The sequence below is a fragment of the Candidatus Zixiibacteriota bacterium genome, assembly GCA_035574315.1.
Lineage (GTDB): Bacteria > Desulfobacterota > Binatia > UBA9968 > UBA9968 > DATLYW01.
On the sequence record DATLYW010000028.1, the window covers coordinates 35,201 to 56,802 of the forward strand.

General features: G+C 66.4%; 16 protein-coding genes. 6 read left to right on the forward strand and 10 right to left on the reverse strand.

What is annotated here, in order from left to right; translation table 11 throughout:
• Window positions 1–17: 17 nt before the first annotated feature.
• Window positions 18–1,010 (reverse strand): 2-hydroxyacid dehydrogenase, encoded by a 993-nt coding sequence (locus VNN77_08905; protein HXG51506.1) that lies wholly within the window; start codon window positions 1,008–1,010, stop codon window positions 18–20.
• Between the two features lie 390 nt (window positions 1,011–1,400).
• Here VNN77_08905 and VNN77_08910 point away from each other — a divergent pair, with 390 nt between their 5' ends.
• The 4 genes from VNN77_08910 (at window position 1,401) to VNN77_08925 (ending at window position 6,029) form a co-directional block, all read left to right on the forward strand.
• Window positions 1,401–2,030, forward strand: coding sequence for an urea carboxylase-associated family protein (locus VNN77_08910; protein HXG51507.1), 630 nt, complete (start codon window positions 1,401–1,403; stop codon window positions 2,028–2,030).
• A gap of 97 nt (window positions 2,031–2,127) precedes the next feature.
• Window positions 2,128–3,057, forward strand: a complete 930-nt coding sequence (locus VNN77_08915) for a TAXI family TRAP transporter solute-binding subunit (GenBank protein ID HXG51508.1) — start codon at window positions 2,128–2,130, stop codon at window positions 3,055–3,057.
• Between the two features lie 350 nt (window positions 3,058–3,407).
• A complete protein-coding gene (locus VNN77_08920; GenBank protein ID HXG51509.1) occupies window positions 3,408–4,442 on the forward strand; it encodes a hypothetical protein in 1,035 nt (344 codons plus the stop codon).
• A 228-nt stretch (window positions 4,443–4,670) separates the two neighbouring features.
• Complete coding sequence (locus tag VNN77_08925; protein ID HXG51510.1) at window positions 4,671–6,029, forward strand: (Fe-S)-binding protein; 1,359 nt, start codon at window positions 4,671–4,673, stop codon at window positions 6,027–6,029.
• A gap of 73 nt (window positions 6,030–6,102) precedes the next feature.
• On the opposite strand, the gene VNN77_08930 is transcribed toward VNN77_08925, so the two are convergent.
• A complete protein-coding gene (locus VNN77_08930; protein ID HXG51511.1) occupies window positions 6,103–6,870 on the reverse strand; it encodes a hypothetical protein in 768 nt (255 codons plus the stop codon).
• 248 nt (window positions 6,871–7,118) lie between these two features.
• On the opposite strand from VNN77_08930, the gene VNN77_08935 reads away from it, so the two are divergent.
• Entirely contained in the window at window positions 7,119–8,507 is a 1,389-nt protein-coding gene (locus VNN77_08935) for an APC family permease (protein ID HXG51512.1), read from the forward strand.
• 28 nt (window positions 8,508–8,535) lie between these two features.
• On the opposite strand, the gene VNN77_08940 is transcribed toward VNN77_08935, so the two are convergent.
• The 5 genes from VNN77_08940 to VNN77_08960 all read right to left on the reverse strand — a co-directional run bounded on the left by VNN77_08940 (window position 8,536) and on the right by VNN77_08960 (window position 15,430).
• Complete coding sequence (locus tag VNN77_08940; protein ID HXG51513.1) at window positions 8,536–9,189, reverse strand: lysophospholipid acyltransferase family protein; 654 nt, start codon at window positions 9,187–9,189, stop codon at window positions 8,536–8,538.
• 128 nt (window positions 9,190–9,317) lie between these two features.
• Window positions 9,318–11,468 (reverse strand): acetate--CoA ligase family protein, encoded by a 2,151-nt coding sequence (locus VNN77_08945; protein HXG51514.1) that lies wholly within the window; start codon window positions 11,466–11,468, stop codon window positions 9,318–9,320.
• Between the two features lie 15 nt (window positions 11,469–11,483).
• Window positions 11,484–13,235, reverse strand: a complete 1,752-nt coding sequence (locus tag VNN77_08950) for an iron ABC transporter permease (GenBank protein ID HXG51515.1) — start codon at window positions 13,233–13,235, stop codon at window positions 11,484–11,486.
• Between the two features lie 33 nt (window positions 13,236–13,268).
• On the reverse strand, window positions 13,269–14,372 hold the full coding sequence (locus VNN77_08955; GenBank protein HXG51516.1) for an ABC transporter substrate-binding protein: 1,104 nt from the start codon (window positions 14,370–14,372) through the stop codon (window positions 13,269–13,271).
• Between the two features lie 38 nt (window positions 14,373–14,410).
• Entirely contained in the window at window positions 14,411–15,430 is a 1,020-nt protein-coding gene (locus VNN77_08960; protein HXG51517.1) for a tripartite tricarboxylate transporter substrate-binding protein, read from the reverse strand.
• A 140-nt stretch (window positions 15,431–15,570) separates the two neighbouring features.
• Between VNN77_08960 and VNN77_08965 the strand changes: the two genes are divergently transcribed.
• Window positions 15,571–17,538 (forward strand): alpha/beta hydrolase domain-containing protein, encoded by a 1,968-nt coding sequence (locus VNN77_08965; GenBank protein HXG51518.1) that lies wholly within the window; start codon window positions 15,571–15,573, stop codon window positions 17,536–17,538.
• An 8-nt stretch (window positions 17,539–17,546) separates the two neighbouring features.
• Here the strand turns inward: VNN77_08965 and VNN77_08970 are convergent, their stop codons facing one another.
• From VNN77_08970 to acs, 3 genes are read right to left on the reverse strand one after another with little or no spacing between them, the layout of a single operon-like run.
• Window positions 17,547–18,548: an ABC transporter substrate-binding protein gene (locus VNN77_08970; protein ID HXG51519.1), complete on the reverse strand. Its 1,002-nt coding sequence runs from the start codon at window positions 18,546–18,548 to the stop codon at window positions 17,547–17,549.
• A gap of 32 nt (window positions 18,549–18,580) precedes the next feature.
• Entirely contained in the window at window positions 18,581–19,621 is a 1,041-nt protein-coding gene (locus VNN77_08975; protein ID HXG51520.1) for an ABC transporter substrate-binding protein, read from the reverse strand.
• Window positions 19,611–21,557, reverse strand: coding sequence for an acetate--CoA ligase (gene acs, locus VNN77_08980; protein HXG51521.1), 1,947 nt, complete (start codon window positions 21,555–21,557; stop codon window positions 19,611–19,613). Before acs ends, VNN77_08975 begins: the two co-directional genes overlap by 11 nt.
• Window positions 21,558–21,602: the final 45 nt, after the last annotated feature.

Here is a 21,602-nt window from a genome sequence, read left to right on the forward strand (position 1 = left end):
AGCGCCGGGCCGGCCGGTCACGGCTCGGGTCGCGCCCGCGCGCGCCGCACCGCGAGCGCATCCGGGTTGGCGACGTTCCTGGGCTCGCCGCGAAAATAACTCAAGATGTTGTCGACCGACATCGCGGCCGCGCGCCTGAAGGTCTCCTTCGTCTGCCATGCCATGTGCGGAGTCAGCACGGTTCGCGGCGCTTCGAGCATCGGATCGGCCATCGAGACGGGTAAGGGATCGCACAGGTCCATCGCGGCTCCGGCCAGGCGCCCGGCCGCGAGCGCGTCCGCAAGATCCCGGCGATTGACGACCCCCTGGCGCGAGATATCCACCAGCAGCGCCGTCGGCTTCATCAGGGCCAGGCGCGATGCGTTGACGAAATTATCCGATAGCGCGCTGTAGCGCAGGTGGACCGACAGAATATCGGCATTCTGGAAGAGCTCTTTTTCGCTGACGAACCGGGCACCCGACGCGGCGGCGCGGTCGGCGTCGAGAGTGGGCCCCCATGCGATCAAATTCATCTCGAAAGCCGCCATCCGCCTCGCCACGGCGCTGCCGATCCGGCCCAGCCCCAGGATCCCGAAGGTTTTACCCGAGAGATCGATCCCCGTGACCGGCTCCCAGCTATGCCGGCGCATGGCATTGTCGCCGCTGACGATGTGCCGCGCCAGCGCGAGTACCAGCCCGCAAACGTAGTCCGCCACCGCGGCGGTCGAGATCCCGGGGGTGTTTGCAACGACGATCCCCAGTTTCGTCGCCGCCTGCACGTCGATTCGATGAGGTCCGGTCGAAGCGACCAGCTCGAGACCCGGCAGTCGACCCAAAGTCTCGCCGTCGAGGGCGACTCGCCCCCGAAAGTCCAGGATCGCCCGGGCACCCCGCAGCTTTGGAACGAGGATCTCCCGGGGCGGATCCAGCTCGTTGAATAGCTCCACCGATCCCAGCGCTTCCAGCCGGCGGAGCTCACCGCTCTTTTCGATCTCGTGCTCCAGGTCTCCACAGACTACGATGTCAGCCATGGCTCGATTTAATCCGGGAGCGGACCGAAGTTCAAGGAGCGCAAGAAAAGGTCGCTTCGCTTAGTCGCTTCGCTCCGTTCAAACCGTCCGCCGCGAAGCGGCGGAAGCCTGCCCGCGGCTCACTGCCTCCCCCTACGCTGTAAAGGGCGACGGGCCAATGACCGTGTCGGTTGATATGAGCAACGGTCCTGTGTTAGAAGCGCCCCGTGCCGGAATCCCCCGGGCGAGAGGCGGTCGCGACGGCGCCGCTCGAGGATTGCCGTGCTCAGTTCGACCCGGTCGAGCGGCACTGCCGGGGGCGGCGGCCCGGCGGCTTGCGAGCCGGCCCATGCGGCCAGGGCGGCAGCGAGAAAGAGACCATCGCTCATAGCAGGGAGGAGAGATCGCACAATGAAGAAACTGCAAGAGGTGCACGTGCCTTATAACACCGGCTGGGCCGGGGAGCTGAAAAAAGGTCAGGTGATCCGGATCCTGGCGACGACCACGGTCGACTTCGTCTGCATGAAGCTCGACAACCTCAAGGAGCGCTTCGACCAGGCGCGCACCAAGGTCTACAACATGAAAATCTTCATCACGACCGGCGACAAGCTGATGGGTCGCGACAACCAGCACATGATGACGATCGTCGAGGACGCCAACCGCGAGGGAACCCACGACCTGCAAAAGGGCATGTGCAGCGGCAAGCGCTTCCAGCTCGCCAAGAGCGAGGGGAAGCTCCGGGCGTACTACCACCGGGACTACAAGGACGAGGAGATTCCGGATCACGGCTGCTACGAGAATCTTTCGCGGGCTCTGGCGCCGTACGGGATCGCTCCCGAGGACATCCCCAACCCTTTCAACCTGAATCAGCACATGAAGATCGACGGAGTAACGGGGCGCATGGATCATACGACCGTGCGGCCGAAACCGGGAAGCTACGTGGACCTGCGCGCGGAGATGGACCTGCTCGTGGCCCTGAGCGCCTGCCCCGACATGCCGGTCGGGGGAAAGCCCGTCGACGTTCTGATCTACGAGCCGTGAGACCGCGAGCGCCGCGGATCGACGGGCTCGTTCCGGAGGCGGGCTGCGGCGGGCATCGCCATGCGCCCAAGGCGCCTTTCCGGCACAGGAGGTCACGATGAGCGCCGTGAGGCACCGCTACAGCGCGGAGATCCAGCGCGCCAAGGGGCTCCTGGAGCTGGCAGCCGCTCTTTACGACACGTCCCTTTCTTACAAAACCGAGCGCGCGGCCGAGCAGGCGATCCAGACGGAGTCACGCGTCGGCTATTCGCTCACGCTGGCGCTCGAGGCGACTCGGGAGGAAGGGATTTCCTTCTCGTTTGCGGCGGACGGCTTCAGGGAGCTTCAGGCGGTGGCCCGGGGAGATCTCACGCTCGCCTGGATCAATCCCTCGGTCGCCGCCACCATGGCCTATAGAGGCAAGGGACTGTTCTCCAGGCGCCAGCCGATCAGGACGATCGCGGTCTTCCCGTCTTACGATGTCATGGCTTTCGCCGTCCACGAGTCCACCGGCATCACGTCGCTCGCCCAGATCGCCAGGGAGCGCATCCCGCTCAGGCTCTCGACCGGGACGATCTCGAAAGCCTGGCTCGAGCACAGCCCGACGATGTTCACGGTGAGCGCGGTCATGAAGGCCGCGGGATTCACCTTCGCGGACTTGCGTCGCTGGGGCGGAAAGATCCAGTCGGTCACGCGGCCGAGTCATCCCGCCCGCCGCGAGGCTCTCGTGAAGGGTACGATCGATGCCGTGTTCGACGAGGGAATCAAGAGCTGGGGGCAGAGCGCCCTCGACGCCGGCTTTCGTTACCTGCCGGTGGAGGGAAGCATTTTGAAAAAACTGACGGCGATCGGGTATCGCGCATCCGCCGTACCCAGGTCGCGGTTCCCCTCGTTGCCCGCGGACGTGCCGACCGTGGACTTCAGCGGCTGGCCGATGATAGTCAACGCGTCGATGCCCGACGAGGTCGCCTACGCGCTTTGCGAAGCGATCGAGGCGCGCAAGGCGCTCATGCCCACGGACAACTTCAAGCCGCTGGACATGGCGTAGCTCTGCGCCAACGACGAGGAGGCGCCGTACGATGTGCCGCTCCATCCGGGAGCGAAGCGGTTCTACGAAGAGAAGGGATATCTGGGGAATTGAAAAGATCGTTCAAACCGTTCAAGCCGTTCCATCGCTTCGCTCCGTTCAAGCCGTGCCGGGAGGCGTGGAGGGCCGCTCGCGGCTCGCTTTGAAGGACTGGAGAACGAAGACCGGGAAAGACGATTCCTCTTGCAAAGACGCAAAGACCGCCAAGAAAGGACCGCGACGGCGGCGCCCATCCTGCGGCGCGAAAGGTCGCCTGACGAGCTTCGAGCTACGAACCTGGAACCGTTGTGTTCAAAACAAGGAGGTGCTTCATGGCCAGGGCATTCGGCGTATTTTGGCTTCCTTTCCTTCTTGCGCTGTCGCCGGCCGGGTCGGCGCTCGCCGCCTCGGTAGAGGAGTTCTACAAGGGGAAGGCCATCCACTTCGTCGTCGGCGGTTCCGCGGGCGGGGGCTACGACACCTACACCCGGCTTATCGGCCGCTACTTCGCGCAATACGTCCCCGGCAAACCCTCGGTTGTCGTTCAGAACATGCCCGGTGCAGGCATGCTGATCGCGGCGAACTACATCTACAACAGCGCCCCCCGCGACGGCACGTACGTCGGCCATTGGTCCGGTCCTCTCATCCTGCAGCACATGATGGGCAACCCGGCCGTGCAGTTCGAGGGGCGCAAGTTCGGCTGGCTCGGGATGCCGACCGCCGATTCGCTCGTCTGCATCACGACCGAGCGCAGCGGCATCAGAACCGCCGAGGACTGGCGCAGGTCCAAAACGCGTATCAAGCTGGGAGCGATCGGGCCGGGCACCAGCGGCACCGACGATACCAAGCTCCTCGCTGCCGCTACCGGCTTTCCTCTGCAACTGATCGAGGGCTACAAGGGCACCGCCGATATCAGGGTCGCGGCGGAAACCGGCGAGGTGGATGGAACCTGCGCCTTTGGATGGCAATCGGCGAAGGTCACCTGGGCCAACGCGCTGCGCGCGCGCCAGGTGCATGTCGTGCTCCAGACGACGCTCGAGTCCCATCCGGAGCTGAAAGGGGTTCCCCTTGCGGTCGACTACGCAAAGGGCGAGGAAGGTAAAAAGCTGCTCCGCATAGCCGGCGACCTCTACGGAAAGCAGAGACTTTATTCGCTGCCGCCGCAGGTGCCCGAAGAGCGCGTAAGAACACTGCAGAAGGCGTTCATCAGCGCCCTGAAAGATCCCCAGCTTCTCGCCGAGGCCGCCAAGGCCAGGCTCGAGATCGACCCGATCGACGGTCCCGGTATCGAAAAGATGGTGAACGGGTTGTACGAAATGGAGCCGGCTGTTGTGAACCGGGTGAAACAGGTGCTCGAGGCGAAGTGAGCGCGGCGCCGCCGTTCGAAGGTCAATGAAAAAGATCGTTCAAGCCGTTCCATCGCTTCGCTCCGTTCAAGCCGTGCCGGGAGGCGCGGAGGGCTGCTCGCGGCTCGCTGCCGGCGGCTCGCTGCTGAAGGACCGAAGACCGATGACCGGCACGGACGAAAAGGCGGGACCGGGAAGCCGAAATCAGGGCGCCTGGCCCGGAGCCTGGCGACGTGATAAAGGACCGCCATGAGCGACTACGGGGACGCGTTCATCGCCTCGCTCGACCGCAGGGTGAGCGAGGTCCTCGACCGCTGCAGCCGCTGCGGGCGCTGCGTCGAGGTCTGCCCCACCGCCGCTCCCGCGGGAATCGATACGCGGGAGCCGGCGACGATCGTGGGCGACGTGCTCGATATCCTGCGGGGCGCCGGCGACGCGACGAGCCGAGGGGCGCGCTGGGCTCAATCGTGCACCGGCTCGGGGCAGTGCCTGTCCGTGTGCGGCGACGGTGTCAATCCTCGCTTCATGCTGGCGGCAACCCGGCTCGAGCTGAACCAGCGGCGGGCGGCCGAGGAGCGCCGCGCCACCGGTCAAACCGGCTTCCGGACGATGTCCGCGGCGGTAAAGGTGCTCTCACGGCTTCAGCTCCCCGCGGAGCTGCTCGCGCGGCTCACCCGGCCCGCCCGCGCCGGCTCCGGGACGGCGCCGGAAATCGTGATGTACCTCGGTTGCAACGTGCTCAAGACCCCGCACATCGCGCTTCTTTGCCTGGAAGTCCTGGATCGAATCGGCGCGCGTTACGAAGTCTTCGGCGGCCCGGCGAACTGCTGCGGCGTCATTCAGTACCGCGCGGGCGACGCCCGGGTCGCGGGCCAAATCGGCGGCAACACGCTGGCCGGATTCGCCGCTACCGGCGCTTCCCGCGTGCTCACCTGGTGCCCTACCTGCAACATCCAGCTGAGCGAGATCGTCATGCCGGCCATGGAGCCCGCCTTCGCCCTGCAGCACGTCGTTCCTTTCATCGCTTCCCGGATCGAGCTGCTCCGCCCGCACTTCGTTCACCCCGTGCGCAAGCGCGCGGCGTTGCACGAGCATCCGGGCGTCGCGGGGGTAACCGAAGGCGCGATGAAGATCCTCCAGGCGATTCCCGGCCTGGAGCTGGTCGATCTCGGGCTGCCGCGCGTCGGGTACATGTGCAACTCGCTCGCGCCTGTCCCGGCCTACAAGCGCGAGCTCCACGCGCGAGAGCTGGACGCCGCCGCGGCCGCAGGAGTCGACTGCCTGGTCGGCATCTATCACGCCTGCCACCGAGAGCTCTGCGCCCATGAAGCGGCGTCGCCGTTCAAGATCGTCAATTTCCTGGAGCTGGTCGGCGAGGCGATGGGCGTGGAGAGACAAGACCTCTTCAAGCAGTGGAAGATGATGCAGGACGTCGATCGGGTTCTGGCCGAGGTCGCCGACCAGGCGGCTGCCGCCGGGCTCGAGCTGGAAGCGGTCCGCGAGGTATTGGTCGCACACATGCTGCGCGAGCAGCCGCTGCCCGTGGGCTCGCGCCAACCCGCGGCTTCCGCCCCGGCACCGCCCCGCCACGGATTTTTCCCGGAATAGACGGTCCGCGGCGACCGACGGTCCTGGACTTTCGTCCGCTCGTGGCGGGCCGCCCCGCTCCCGCCGTGGCGACTCAGGTCGCGACCGGCGTGTATTTGCCGCTGAACAAGCTGCCGTTCCCGGGTAGCGTGAGCTCGATTTTCAGGGTGTGATAGGCGAGCCACATCTCGGCCGCGATCGCCCACACGACCTTGACTTTCAAATCCCGCTCCAGCAGCTCCACGGCGGGTGCCGCATCCCACCCTCCCCCGTTGATGTAGATCGCGTCGACGGAGACCCCCAGCTTTTCCAGACCGCGCTTGCAGTGCCGGTACACGTCCATGTAGGAAACCTCATCCAGCTTCAGCAGCGGCGTGGTATACAGATCCTCTCTCTGGCCGCTGAAGTCGAGCCCCGGCATTACGACCGAGTCGAGCCCGAAACGACCGAAGTGATCGACGATGCACCGGTTCAGCTCGTCGCCGAAATAGGTGGCGAGCGCTACCTTCTTTACGTTCATGCTTTTGAGCGTGATCGCGTGAGGCTCCACGGGGGTCAGAACCGGCAGCCCGATTTTCCCGGACAGGTTCGCCGCCCACTGCCGCTCGAAGTCCAAGCCTTTGAGAAGGAAGGGCGGAGTCCCGCTGACCGAAATGAGATCGCAACCCACTTCTTTGAGCTGCACCGCGATCTCTTCGGCGCGATCGAAACCTTTGAGAAAGCTCTCCTTTTGGCCGCTGCGAAAACCGATGAACGTGGGAACGATCTCCACGCCCTCCGGAGCGTGCTTGAACCAGAAGGCGAAGGTCTTTCCTCGATGGGTAGGCTTGATCAGGCCGATCCGCGCTCGCCAGGCGAACATGACGTCCTCCTTCGCCGCTGCCCCGGCATACAACATGCCTTCCTGTTCGAACCAGAAAAAGGCAGCGGACTTTTCCTATTTCTCGCACAAGACCCTGCCGCTCGACAAGCCGGTTTCGGCTGTTCCCCCGGGTTTGGCAATTCGCCTAGTGAGACCGGATGGAGAGCGGGTCCGAAACCCGAAAGGCCGCCGAGCGCCGGGCGTGAGACGCGGGACATGAAACCTCGGACGCGCGATTGCAACGTGGGATGAGAATCGATATCCTGCGCTGGCTGAAAAACCTTCGGCACCTTCCCGCGACAGTGAACGCGGCAGACGACTTTCCCCAGGCGCAGCCGCGCCGGGAACTCGGCCCCGGCAGCCTGGTGGCCCTCACCTTCTTCTGCGTCGCCGGCGGGGCCTTCGGGCTCGAAGACGGCGTGGGCGCGGGCGGACCGATGGTGCTGCTGCTGGCGCTTCTCCTCCTCCCATGGGTCTGGAGCTATCCCACCGCGCTGATGACCGCCGAGCTCTCGTCGGCGATGCCCGAGAACGGCGGCTACGTGGCCTGGGTGGAAAAAGCCTTTGGTCGCTTCTGGGGCTTTCAGGAGGGCTGGCTGAGCTTGCTCTGCGGCATCGTCGACAATGCGCTCTATCCAGTCATGTTCGTCGATTACCTCGCCTATCTCGGCGGCGACCTTTCTCCCGCCGAGCGATGGCTGATCGGCGCTGCGGTCACCGGCGCGATAGCGTACCTCAACGTGCGCGGCAGCCGCCCGGTGGGCTGGACCTCCATCGCGCTCACCGTCGCTGTCCTCGCCCCTTTCGCCGCGATGGTGGTTCTGGGCGTGCCGCGGTTGGATCCCGGGCTCTGGCTTGCCCGGCCGGCCGGTCTGGACTGGGCGTTGCTCCTGAGCGTGGTGCTGTGGAACACCTCCGGCTGGGACAACGCCGGCTGCTGCGCCGGCGAGGTGGCCGACCCCGGCCGCAACTACCCGCGCGCGATGGCCGCCGCCGTCCTGCTGGTGACGCTCGCGTACGTGCTCCCGATCGCGGTGGGCGCGGGGGTGGACGGGCGCTTGGACGAATGGCGCGAGGGCCACTTTCCGAACGTCGCCGCGCGAATCGGCGGAAGCTGGCTCGGCGTCTGGCTGACGCTCGCGGGACTGGCGAGCGCCGCAGGGCTGCTCAGCGCCCTGCTCTGCACCTCCTCCCGCGTTTGCTACGCGATGGCCCTGCGCGGGATGTTGCCGTCGCGCCTCGCGTCGCTGCACCCGCGCTACGGGACGCCGCACGCCGCGATCGTCGGCAACGCTCTGGCGGTCGCCTGCCTCGTTCCTTTCTCGTTCCAGGAGCTGATTCAGGTCGACATGTTCCTCTACGCCCTGGCCTTGGTCCTCGAGTTCGCGGCGTTCGTGCGGCTGCGGCGCATCCGGCCCGATATGCCGCGCCCTTACCGTGTCCCCGTCGGGCTGGCCGGCGCCGTGGCGTTCAGCGCGCCACCGGTTCTCCTCTGTCTCGCCAGCATCGCTCTGGCGGGCGCTTTGACGCAGCTTGCCGGCCTGGCGGCGATCGCTTCCGGAGCCGTCGTCTATGCCGTTGCGGAAAGGGGCCGGCTCGGAACCGCGGCTGATGCCCGCGGATCGATCGCCGGCTGAAGCTCATCCGCGCGCCGACGCGGATCTCTCAGCTCCAGGGTTCGGGCGGTGAAATACCCGCCGCGCGGTCGGCCTCTCGCGTGGTCGCATCGAGCGCGCACGCGATTTTCCCCAGCGCCTCTTCTTCGGAGAGGTCCCCGTCGATGGGAAAAGGCTCGCCGTAGGCGATGAAATTCCGGGAGAACGGTTCGGGAAGAAGATAGCGGTCCCAGGAATCGAGGAAGCGGGGCCGGGAGCTGGAGTAGGCGACCGGCACGATCCACGCGCCGGTGAGACGGGCAAGCCTCACGACCCCGGGTTTTACGACACGCGCCGGCCCTTTGGGCCCGTCGACGGTCAACGCGACCTCCCGCCGCGAGCGCACATGGCGGATCAGGCGGCGCAACGCCGCCCCGCCGCCGCGGCGCGTCGAGCCCCGCACCACGACGTAGCCGTTCTTTTCCAGCCAGCGCGTGATGATCTCTCCGTCTCCCGAGCGCGACGCCAGCGTCACGATCCCCTGATGGCGATGCGCCTGGATCGGGAGAAACATGCGGCCGTGCCAGAGCGAAAAGACGATCGGCACGCGCCGCGCGCGCAAGGCCAGATAGCGGTCGAAGTGGAGCCGCTCGACGCTCAGGGTGCGGCGGAGCAGCGCGATCCCCACCTGGGCCAAAGACGCCAGAATCGCGGCACGGCTCATGAGACGCCAGACGCTCCGGCGGGACCTGATTTTCTATCGAGGACGGTACGGCTCGGCGGCCGTTCGAGGACTCGCACATTTCCAATTTAGCGGTTCGCGACGGCGCTGCCAAGAACTGCGTGCGACCATCAGGCCGAGTTCCCCGACCCGGCTTGCCGCGTCACGATCACCGCGTCGACGGCCTTGACGCCCCCCTCGAAGCAGACGAGCGGATTGACGTCGATCGACTGGATCAGCTCTCGCCCTGCGCAGGCGAGCTGCGAAAGCGCGACGAGCGCGCGCACGAGACCGTTCAGATCGACCGCCGGCCGGCCGCGAAAACCGCCGAGCAGGCGGAACCCGCGGATCGAGCGCACCATCTCGGCGGCCTCGTCGGGCCCGACCGGCGCCAGGCGGAACACCACGTCGCGGTAGACCTCCACGGCCTGCCCGCCGATGCCGAACATCACGACGGGCCCGAATTGCGGGTCGTTGTCGGTGCCGACGATGGTTTCGACGCCCCGCACCATCTCCTGGACCAGGAAGCCGGCCGGGCTCTCATGCGGCCTGCGCTTCCTGAAGACCTCCTCCATCTCTCGCCACGCCCTTTCGATCTCGGCGGGCGCGGAGAGATTCAAGCGGATGCCGTCCAGCTCGGTCTTGTGCGCCACCCCCGGCGCCGCGAGCTTGAGCGCGACCGGGACCGCCATCTCCGCCGCGGCCGCGACCGCTTCCGACGGCGAAGCGGCGAGCCGGCAGCGAGCCAGCGGCACGCCGTATTCGGCGAGGATCGAGTAGGCTTCCCACTCGTTCAAGACCCGCCGGGAGGCGAGCAGCCCGACCGCGCGATCGGTGAGCGGCTGCGGCGCGGCTGCCTTCGCGTAGCGCTCCTCGGCGCGGCGCTGGACCGCCTCGCCGAAGCGCGCGAGGTGCTTTTGCATCTTGATCGCGTTGTCGGCTCCCTGGAGAAACGGCAGGGCGCAGCGCTGCTTGAACTCGCGCGCGTAGTCGTTGAGGCTCTGCGTGATCATCGAGAACATGCAGATCGGCTTGTCGCTCGCTTCGGCTACCTTCGCCACCGCCGCCAGATTGCTTTCCTTGTCGGGCCGCGCCCCGCTGAGCGGCACCTCCTCCTGCAGGAACAGCATGTCCACGTCGCGGTCCGAGAGCAGCGTGTCGATACACTTGAGGTGGGTCTCCTGGCTCGAAAGGCCGCCCCAGCCGGCGTCGAGCGGGTTGCCGACCGACGCGCCGACGCCGAGCAGGCCGGAAAGCTTCTTTTCGGTGAGGTCGCGCAGCGTCGGCAGCTCGACACCGTGTTCCTCAGCGAGATCGGACAGCAATCCCCGGAGTCCGCCGGAGAAGGTCACGAACGCCGCGCGGCGCCCGCTCGGCAGGCATTTGACCCTTAGGAAAAGCTCGGCGGCGTTGAGGAACTCGTCGAGGTCGTTTACCCGCAGGATACCCGCGCGCGCACACACCGCGTCGAAGACCCGGTCGTTTCCCGCGAGCGAGCCGGTATGGGCGAGGGCCGCGGCGGCCGCCTTTTCCGAGCGCCCGATCTTCAGCGCGATGATCGGCTTGCCCGCGTCCAGCGCTTCGCCCGCGACCCGGAGGAACTTTTCTCCGTCCTTCACCCCCTCGATGAAGGCGGCGATCACGCGGGTGTCGGGATCGCGGATGAAGTGGTGGATGTAATCCGACAGCTCCGCCACGGCCTCGTTGCCGCTGGTGACGAAGTAGCTCACGCCGATTCCGCGGCTCGCGCCCGCCCGAACCAGGGCGCCGAGCAGCCCGCCGCTCTGCGACACCATCGCCAGCCCGCCGTAGCGGATCTCGTTCAGCCGCTGCTCGGGAAAGAGCATCGCGCGCGAGCGCAGCGCCGCATGCCCCATGCAGTTCGGCCCGCAAACCGCGATCCCCCGCTCGCGCGCGTAGCCTTGCAGAAACGCCTTGCGCTTCAGCCCCTCCGCGTCGCCTCCCTCGCCGAAACCTCCGCTCAGGATCGTGGCCGACCGAAACGCCCCCTCGCGGCTCTTCTCCAGCATCTCGACGACGGTCGCCGCGGGCACGATGAAAACCGCGTTGTCGACGCTGCACGGCAGCGCGTCGAGGCTCGGATAACACGGGCGGCCCCAGAGCTCTTCGTAGCGGGGATTGACGAGGTAAATCTCGCCCGGATACTCGAAGTGCTTCAGCATTCCCCAGATGCGGGCCGGCCAGCCGGCCTTCGGTGAAGCGCCGACGATGGCGACCGAACGGGGCTCAAGCAGCGGCGTGAGGTCCCTGAATTCCGACACGATTCCCTTCCTCCTTCAATGCAGCTGGATGCCGGTGCGCCGCGCAAAGGCGTAGTAAGCGAGCGCCACGGAGACCAGCACGGTGGTCCACATGACGCCGAACGCGGCCAGCTCGCCCACCTGGGCGTTCTCCCACAGCTCGTAGATCGTCACCGATACCACGGGCGTCTGCGGGCTCACGAGCAGGATCGACATGGAAAGCTCCTTGGCGGAGATCAGAAAGACGAAGGTCCATCCTCCCACGAACGCCGGGGTGAGCAGCGGCAGCGTGATCCGCCGCATGCAGTGCACCCAGGAGGCGCCCGCGGCGTAGGCCGCTTCCTCCAGCTCCCTGTGCAGCTGCAGCAACCCGGCGTGGGTGTAGCGGACGCCGTAGGGGATGTAGCGGGTGACAAAGGCGATCAGCAGGATCCACAGGGTGCCGTAGACGGGAACCGGAAACACGAGGTAGAAGCGCAGGATCGCCAGCCCCATGACGATTCCGGGGAAAAGCAGCGGCAGGGTCGTCAGCAGGTCGAGCAGCCACCTGCCCCGCGCGCGGCTGCGCGCCAGGAACCACGAGGCGAACGAGGTCAGCAGCATCACCACCGTAGCGCTGCCGACGCCGAGAAGGAGGCTGTTCTTGACCGCCAGCGCGATCTTGTCGAAGTGAAGCGCGGCCCGGTAGTTGCGCAGCGTCAGGTGGGAGAGCGCCTCGAGCGACGGCTGCATGTAGAACGGCAGCAGCGAGGCCCAGAGGATGACGAGGAACGGGGCGGCGAGGAGAAGGGCCGCGTAGAGGAGCAGCGCGCCCGCGGCGCAGTAGCGCCAGCGGCCGAGGGCGATCGGGCGCGGGCGGTAGGCCTTGCCGGTGATCGTGTGGAAGCGCGACGCCTCGCGCGTCAGGCGAAAATAGAAATAGAGCGCGAGGCCGACCAGCAGCATGAGCAGCACCGAAAAGGCTCCCGCGCTGCCGTAGCTGGGCGGCATTCGCTGCGCATCGAGGAAGATCGAGGTCGTCAGGACCCGGATGTCGCCGGGAAGCCCGATCAGCGCCGGGATCTCGAACGCCTCGAAGGCGCGGATGAACACGAGCAGCAATACGGCCGCGAACGCGGGCAGCATCAGGCGCAGCGACACGCGCTTGAGAGTGACCCAGAGCCCGGCGCCACACACCGCGGAGGCTTCCTCGAGCGAGGGGTCCATCGAGCGGAACGACGCGGCCAGCATCAGGAACACGAGCGGCGACCAGAGCAGCGACTCGACGAGGATCATGCCGCCGAGGGAGTAGACGTTCACCACCGGCCCCGTCTGGCCGAGCATCGCCTTGAGCCAGGAATTCACCGGCCCCGCTTTCCCCAGGAGCAACAGCCAGCCGATCGTGTAGAGAATGAACGGGGTTCCGAAGGAGGCGAAGGCGGTGAAGTAACCGAGGCCGCGCAGCGGCGCGTCCGTGCGCGTCGCGAGCCACGCCACCGCGCCGCCGAGGAGGGTGGCACCGAGCGCGCTTCCGGCGGAAAACGCGAGCGTATTGGCGAGCGGCTTGAGAAGCCGGGGCTCCGCCAGCAGGTCGCGGTAGTACTGGAACGTGAAGGCGTCCGGCTCGCCGCTGAAGGTGGTGGTGAAGAGGCTGGTCTGCACCACCGAATACAGCGGCGGCAGCACCAGATAGGCGGTCACGAGCGAAACGCAGACGAGGACCCTTCGCTCGGCGTCCGTTCCGCCCGCTGCGCGCGCGAGAGCGGTCCGAAACGAGAGGCGGGGTGCCGCCGGTCGCGACGAAGCCATGGAACCCGGCCGCGCCTCAAGACCGCCTTCGCGCTACTTGAGGAAGTGCGCCTGGAAAAAGTCGATCCACTCGTTGCCTTTTTCCAGCTGCGTTTCGGGGCCGATGTAGGTGGCGCGCTTGAAGCGTCCTCCGCCAGGCTTGAGGTCCGCCTGCTTGGCCGGTATCTCCGGATGCGCCGGCAGATAGTCGGCGTCCTGGAACACTCTCTGCCCGCGCCTGGAGAAGATGAAATCGAGAAACAACATCGCCGCGTGCGGGTGCGGGGCGTTCTTCGCCAGGCCGCTGCTGTTGAACGTGGCGGTGACGGGCTCGATGGGGTGCCAGTCGACCGGCGCGCCCGCCTTCCGGCTGATCAATGCGTGGTGGTTGAAGATGTGGAGCGCCAGCGGGTGCTCCCCGGCGATCACGAGGTCGAGGATCTGGCGGTTGCTCGCCGTGCTCTTAGCGATCTCCTGCTTCGCAAGCTTGAGCAGCAAGGCCTTGCCCGCCTCCGGCCCGAGCGTGAGTAGGATGTTGCCGATCATCATCGGCGCGCCGGAGCCCCGGCTCGTCGACCAGATCATGTTGCCCTTCCACCGCGGCTGCAACAGGTCTTCCCACGTCTTCGGGAGCTCGCCCGGCTTCACCATCCGGGTGTTGTATCCGGGTGTGAGGAAATAGAGGTTGGTCGCGCCCCAGATGCCCCGGGGATCCCTGAGCTCGGGCGGATACTCGTCGAGATACGGCGAGAAGAAACGCTGCATGATGCCGGCCTTGTTCGCCATGGCGGCGGAGGTCGTTCCGTCGATGATGTCGACGTCGTAGCGCCGCGCGCGGTACTCGGACACCGCCTTTTGCACGACCCGCTCGGTGTTGCCGCGGAAAAACTCGATCTGGACGAACGGGTACTCCTTCTCGAAAGCAGCCTTGAGCGGCCGCACCACCTGATCGACGATCAGCGTGCTGTACCAGGTGAGCTTGCCTTCTTTTTTCGCTCCCTCCACCAGAATCTTCTGGCGCTCCGGTCCCTTGAGCAAAGCCACGCTCTCCACGGTGGCCGCGGCGGCCGCGGCAAGGCCGGCGGCGAAAAGCGCCGTCGCGAAAACCGCGCCGGCGATAATACCGGGTCCCCTGTCGGGTCCAAGATTTCCTCTCATCGCTTCTTCCCCTTAGTATTCGAGGCCGGCCGTTTTCGTTACTTGAGGAGGATTTCCTTCAAGCGCGCCACGACGGCAGGCTCGGCGTTGACGATACCGAGTACGCTTTTTTCGAGCTCTTCCCCGCTGAGCGGGCTGAGATCGAGCTTCGATTTCTGCGCGTCGGCGAGAAACTCGGGATCCTTCATAGTCTCCATGAAAGCCCGCCGCAAGAGCTGCACCCGCTCCTTGGGCGTGCCCGGAGGCAGCACGTAAGGCCGCGCGGTCGGGTTGTAGTCATGGATTCCGACCTGGATCACCTTGCGGTCGAGCTCGCTCTTCGCGTAGTCGACGACCCGCCGCACCTTTCCCACCTCGGGGTTCGGTCTTGCCACCGCCTGGAGGATCATGCGCACCTCGCCGGACTCGACCTCCCGCCGCCACGTCGCCTTGAACGACTCCCACGAGTTGGTGAGCCCGTCCACCTCGCCGGCGTTGAAGGCAAGGCGGATGTCGGCGGTGCCCTTGTATCCCGAGACGAGCTGAATCGGGAGGTTGAGCGTGGCCTTGGCGATCTTGGTGATGTCGTCGGTCGCGGAGCCGGCGCCCACCCCGCCGAACTTCACTACCTGCTTGGACTCCATCCATTGCTCGACCCCGGTAACGCCGCTTCTCTTCGAGACGGCCAGCATCTGGTTGTCCTGGGCCGGGGCGCCGAGGTACTCGAACTTGCGGGCGTCGAACTCGATTCCGGGCTTGCCGAGCAGCGCCTGGAGAAACAGCCCGCCGATGAAATGACCGATCGTCAGCCCGTCGGGACGGGCGACCTTGTAAGCGTGGTTGGCGGCGATGAGGCTCGCGGCTCCCGGCATATTCTCGACGGCGATCGCGGGGTTTCCCGGAATGTGCCTTCCCATGTGGCGTGCGAGCACCCGCGAGTAGGTGTCGTAGCCGCCGCCGGCCGAGAAACCGACGATGATGCGTACGGTCTTCCCCTTGTAAAACGGTTCCTGCGCAAACGCATGGCCGGCGAGAGAAAGGCCGATCAGAGCCCAGAGCTGCAACACTCGACGTCGCATGGGGGTCCTCCCGGGGTTCCTGGCTTAGCTTCGCACTCATAACAGAGGATCGGCCGCTGAATCAACCGCAAGCGGCTTCGCACGAGAGTCCTTGACTGTTCGGTCGGAGGCGGCTAGAGCCACGTCGAGGAGTCGCTCCCATGATCACCCGCTTTGTCGTTACCCGCCGCGAGATCTTCGCCCGCGGCCACGAGTTCGGTGTTACCGGAGCCTACGAAAAGCTCGCGGGCAAGGCGTACGGAGAGGTCGACCCCGAAAGCCCGCTCGACCGGGTGATCGTCAACCTCGATAAGGCGCCGAGAAACCGCCGCGGTCGGGTGGAGTACGCCAGCGACTTCTGCATCCTGAAGCCGCTCGACATGGCCCGCGGCAACGGCCGGATTTTCTTCGACGCGCCGAACCGCGGCGCCAAGCGCGCGCTCACGTTCCTGAACGACGCCCGCGCGGCCGACGATCCGCGGGAGCTCGCGGACGCGGGCAACGGCTTTTTGATGCGCCGCGGCTACACGATCGTCTGGTGCGGGTGGCAGGGCGACCTCGTTCCCGGCAAGGGAGTGCTCGCGCTCCAGGTCCCAGTCGCGACCGACGGCGGCTCGGCGATCGTCCGCCCCGTGCGCGCCGAGATCGTGGTCACCGAGCCGGGGATTCTCTCCCGGCCCCTGAGCGGCGACGAGCGCGTGAGGAGCTACGAGACGGCGACCTTCGACAAGAGCCGCTGCCGGCTTACGGTCCGGAAAAAGTCCTACGGCGAGCGCGTCGCCGTGCCTCCCGCCCAATGGGAGTTCGCCGCCGCGCACGCCGGCCGCCGCCTGCCCGTGCAACCGAGCGCCGCCGATCTTTATCTCCGCTCCGGCTTCAGGCCCGGATTCATCTACGAGCTCGTTTATCCGGCGAAGAACCCTCTGGTTCTCGGGCTGGGATTTGCCGCCGTGCGCGATTTCGTTTCGTTTCTGCGCTACGGCGTCCGCGACCGGACGGGGAGGGCCAATCCGCTCGCGGGAGCGGTCCGCTACGCCTACGGCTGGGGGCGTTCGCAGAGCGGACGCTATCTCCGCGACTTCGTCTACCATGGCTTCAATCGAGACGAGTCCGGCCGCAAGGTGTTCGACGCGGTCGCGCCGCACGCGGCCGGCGGGGGCCGGTTGTTCCTCAACTACGAGTTCGCGCGACCCGTCACCTCCTCGCAGCAACACACCGACCAGCTCGACCCCGAGCTGTTTCCCTTCGCCTACGGCATCGGGCGCGATCCGCAGAGCGGACGGAAGGACGGTATCCTCAAGCGGCAGGCGACCGACCCCTACGTCATCCACACGCAGACTTCGACCGAGTACTGGCAAAAGCGCGGCTGTCTCGTCCACACGGACGGGAGGGGACGCGACGCGGCGGTTCCCGAAAAGGCGCGGATCTACCTGATCGCCAGCGCGCAGCACAACAGCCCGGCGGGTGCGGCGCCCGGGAGAGAGAACACCCGACAGCGCACCAACCCGCTGCCGGCGGGCGAGGTCCTGCGCGCGCTGATCGACGCCATGGACTCATGGGTGAGCCGCGGCATTCCCCCGCCCCCGAGCCGCTATCCGACCGTCCGCGCCGGGACGCTCGTGCCGCCCGACAGGAAAAGCACCGGCTTCCCCGAGATTCCCGGTGTTCGCTACCACGGGCTCCACAACCGCCAGCTCTTCCTGGATTACGGGCCGAATCTCCGCCGCGGGAGGATCGACTTTCATCCGCCGCGGCCGATCGGCAACGGCGCCTACAGAATCCTGGTGCCCAAGGTCGACGCCGACGGGAACGACATCGCCGGCATTCGCCTGCCCGCGGTGAGCGTCCCCGTCGGCACTTATACGGGCTGGAATCTCCAGAGCCGCCGCCTCGCGGAAGACGAGCTGGCGGGGCTGCTCGGCTCTTTCATACCCTTCGCAAGAACTCGAAGAGAAAGGCTCCAGGCGGGCGATCCCCGCGCCTCCCTCCGGGAGCGCTACGGCAGCCGCGAGCGCTACCTCCGGGAGTTCGCCCGGGCCGCCCGCCGGCTCGTCGAGGAACGCTACCTCCTTCCCGAGGACGCGGAGCGGCTGATCGTCGATGCCCGCGCGAAGGTTCCCTATTTTTGAGGCGGCGGCTATTTCCGCTCGTAGAGGCGCGCGATGAAGCCGCTCTTGTCCAGCTCCGAGATAAAGCTCGGATCCATGAACTCTTCGGGCCTGCGGTTGCGGATCTCCGGGCGGCGCTCCGCCACGTAGTCGTAGGTCGCCTGCAGGCCGTGCATGATCGGGTAGGGCACGGCAATGAAATCCTGGCGGTAGATCTCGTAGGAGCCCTCGAGCAGGTTGCGGTCGTTGTTCCTGAGATATTTGCTCAGCACCTTGATGCTGAACTCCTTGTTCTTCTTGAGATAGGCGATGCCCTCGACGTGCGAGCGCACCATGCGCATCACCGTGTCGCGGTCCTCCTGGACGTGCTTGCGCCGCGTCACCACCGACATCGAAGGATAAACGACCTCTTTCCTCGCGTCCCACAAGATCCGATAACCCATGCGCTCCGCCTGCGCGTCGGTGGGATACGAGAGATCGGCGGCGTCGATGTTACCCGAAACCAGCGCCTGGAGCCGCTCCGGAGGCGTTCCCACCATGAGCCAGGTCACGTCGCGGTTGGGATCGAGCCCGTGCTTGCGCATGATATAGCGGTTCAGGAAGTCCCCGAGGGACCCCAGGCTCGAGGTCGCGATCTTCTTGCCCTTGAGCTGCTCCGGCCGCTGGATCTCCGGCTTGACCACGAGCTTGCTCTGGACCCCGGGAACCGTATGCGCGACCGTGACCAGGTCCGCCCCGCTCAGATTGGCGAGCATCACCTGCGTGAGCGTCACCGGCGCCGCAAAGATGCTGCCGCCCAGGATCGCCGCCGAGGTCTGCCCGGAGCCCTTGAGCAGAATGAGCTCGACTTCGAGGCCGTTCTTCTCGTAGATCCCGGCTTCCTTGGCGAGCCACGGGATCCAGTTCGACGCCGAGATCGACGTCACCCCCCAGCGGATTTTCTTGAGCCCCTTTTCCTGTCCCGCCGCCTGCGCCGCCGGCCACGCCAGCAGCGCCGCCAGAAACAAGACTCCCGCGCTTCGCCTGGTCATCGACGGATCTCCCGATTCGGTTTTTAGCCGGCTCAATACCGAACGGAGGCGAGCGATTTGGCGAATCCGCTGCCTTCGATCTTCTTGAGAAAGCTCATGTCGTAGAAATCTTCCGGGTTGGCCGTCGCAGCCTTGGGCTGGTTGGCCGCCAGGAATTGCAGCACCGCGCGCACCGCCTTGGGGCTCGCGTACGGCATCTCCGGCATCAGGTCGACGTAGTAGTCGTATCCCTCCTCGGCGCGCGCCCGGTCGGTGATCTTGAGATACCTCATGATCCCGGCGATCGTTCTTTCCCGCTGGGTCCGGAAGTAATGGAGCGACTCGATGTATCCCTTCAGAAAATTCTCCACGAGCTGCGGGTGGTTCCTGATGTAGCTCGCCATGCCGGCGATCGAGGTCCCGGAGTACTCGATGTCGGTCTTTCTGAGGTCCGCCAGCTCCCGCAGGCCGAGCCGCTTCGCCATGCCGCTGAAAGGCGGCGCCAGCACCGTCGCCACCACCGACCCCCGGTGAAGCGCGTTGAGGCGCCCCTGCTGGCTGTCCGCGACCGAGATGAAGACCACGTCCTTGTCGGGCGTGAGGCCGGAGCGGCGCAGCCAGAGTCGCAGCGCGCTGTCCGCCGACGCGCCCGGCCGGGTCCCGGTGACGATCTTTCCCCGAAGATCCTGAACAGACCTGATCTCCGGCGCGGCAAAGACGGTGTAGTCGAGCTTGTTCGACTGCACCGAAAGCATCGTGATGTCGACTCCGCCGAGCCGCGCGCTGATGGTCGCGGTCGAACCGGCGGCGAGAAACTGCACCGAGTTCGAGGTCACCGCCGCCAGCGAATTCATCCCCCCTCCCATGTAGATAGGCTCGAGGTCGACGCCGTGCTTGGCGAAAATACCCGCCTGATGGCCGATCGGAATCACGCTGGAGTTCACCGAGATCGACCCGAGCGCGACCCGGATCTTCTCCCGCGCTCCCTGCGCGGCGGCCGCGCCCGTTCCGACAAGCCACGCAAGCGCCAGCACAACCGCGGTTTTCGCCGCCCTCCCCACGATGTCTCTTCTCCCGTTCGCTTCACTCCTCACCGTACTGCTCCTTCAGCTTGGCGACCACGGTCGGGTCGGCCAGGGTCGTGGTATCTCCCAGCGTCCGGCCGTCCGCGATGTCGCGCAACAGCCGGCGCATGATCTTGCCGCTGCGGGTCTTCGGCAGCTCGGCTGCAAAAAGAATCTCGTCCGGCCGGGCGATCGGGCCGATCTTCTTCACGACGTGGTTCTTGAGCTCATCGACCAGCGAGGAGTTTCCGTCGACCCCCGCCTTGAGCGAGACGAAGGCGCAGATCGCCTGCCCCTTGATCTCGTGCTCCTTGCCGATCACCGCGGCCTCGGCGACCGACTTGTGATCGACGAGCGCGCTTTCGACTTCCATCGTGCTGATCCGGTGGCCCGCGACGTTCATCACGTCGTCGACGCGCCCGAGCAGCCAGAAGTATCCGTCCTTGTCCCGCTTCGCGCCGTCGCCCGCGAAATATTTGCCCGGGAAACGGCTCCAGTAGTTCTGCACGTACCGGTCCGGGTCGCCGTAAATCGTCCGCATCATCGCCGGCCAGGGCCGCGTGAGCACGAGGTAGCCGCCGGCCCCCCTGGGCACCGATTTTCCGTTCTCGTCGACGATATCCGCCTCGATCCCGGGAAAGGGCCGCGTCGCGGAACCGGGCTTGAGCGTCGTCAGCGCGGGCAGCGGCGTGATCAACGGGTGCCCCGTCTCGGTCTGCCACCAGGTGTCCAGGACCGGACAGCGCCCGCCGCCGATGTATTTGTGGTACCAGACCCACGCCTCGGGGTTGATCGGCTCGCCGACGGTTCCGAGGAGCCGCAACGAGCTGAGATCGTGCCTGGCCGGAAACTCGGTGCCCCAGCGCATGAAGGTGCGGATCGCCGTCGGCGCGGTGTGGAAGACGGTGACGCCGTACTTCTCGACGATGCGCCAGAAGCGGTCCCGCTCCGGCCAGTCCGGCGTGCCCTCGTACAGGACCTGGGTCGCGCCGTTCGCCATCGGGCCGTAGACGATGTGCGTGTGGCCGGTGACCCAGCCGATGTCGGCCGCGCACCAGAAAATGTCGTCCTCCTTCAGATCGAAGATCCATTTGTTGGCGAGATAGACGCCGGTGAGATAGCCGCCCGTGGTGTGGACGATCCCCTTGGGCTTGCCGGTGGTGCCGCTGGTGTAGAGGATGAAGAGCATGTCCTCGCTGTCCATCGCTTCCGGCTCACACCAAAGCGGGGCATCCGCCATCAGCTCGTCCCACCGGTGATCCCGCCCGCCCTTCATGGCGGCGCCGGACTCCCTGCCGACGCGCTCGACCACCACGACGTTCTCGACCGAAGGCGCGTCCTCGAGCGCCTCGTCCGCGTTTTTCTTCAGCGGCACCACCGAGCCCCGGCGGTACCCGCCGTCGGCGGTGACGAGGACCTTGGCCCGGGCGTCGTTGATGCGGTCGCGCAGCGATTCGGCGCTGAAGCCGCCGAACACCACGCTGTGCGTCGCCCCGATGCGATTGCAGGCGTGCATCGCAATGACCAGCTCCGGGATCATGCCCATGTAGATGGCCACCCGGTCGCCGCGCCGCACCCCGAGGCGCTTGAGCACGTTCGCGAACTTGTTGACCTCGCGCCAGACGTCGCGGTACGTGAGGACCCGCTCATCCCCGGGCTCCCCTTCCCAGAGGATCGCCGCCTTGTTGCGTCGCGCGGTCTTGACGTGGCGGTCCAGGCAGTTGTACGAGGCGTTGAGCTTTCCCCCGACGAACCACTTGGCCCACGGCAGCTTCCACTCGAGCACCTTTTTCCACGGCTTGAACCACTCGAGCTCCCTGGCGGCGCGCGCCCAGAACGCCTGCGGGTTCCGGGCCGCCGCGGTATAGACGGCCGCGGACTTCACGTTGGCGCTGCGCTTCAGCTGCTTGGGCGGCGAAAAGCTCCTCCTCTCCTGAAGCAGAACCTCGATCGCTTTGTCGGCCATTTCGCGCTCCTCCCGAACGGTTCCCCGGCGGGGCAAGAACCGGAT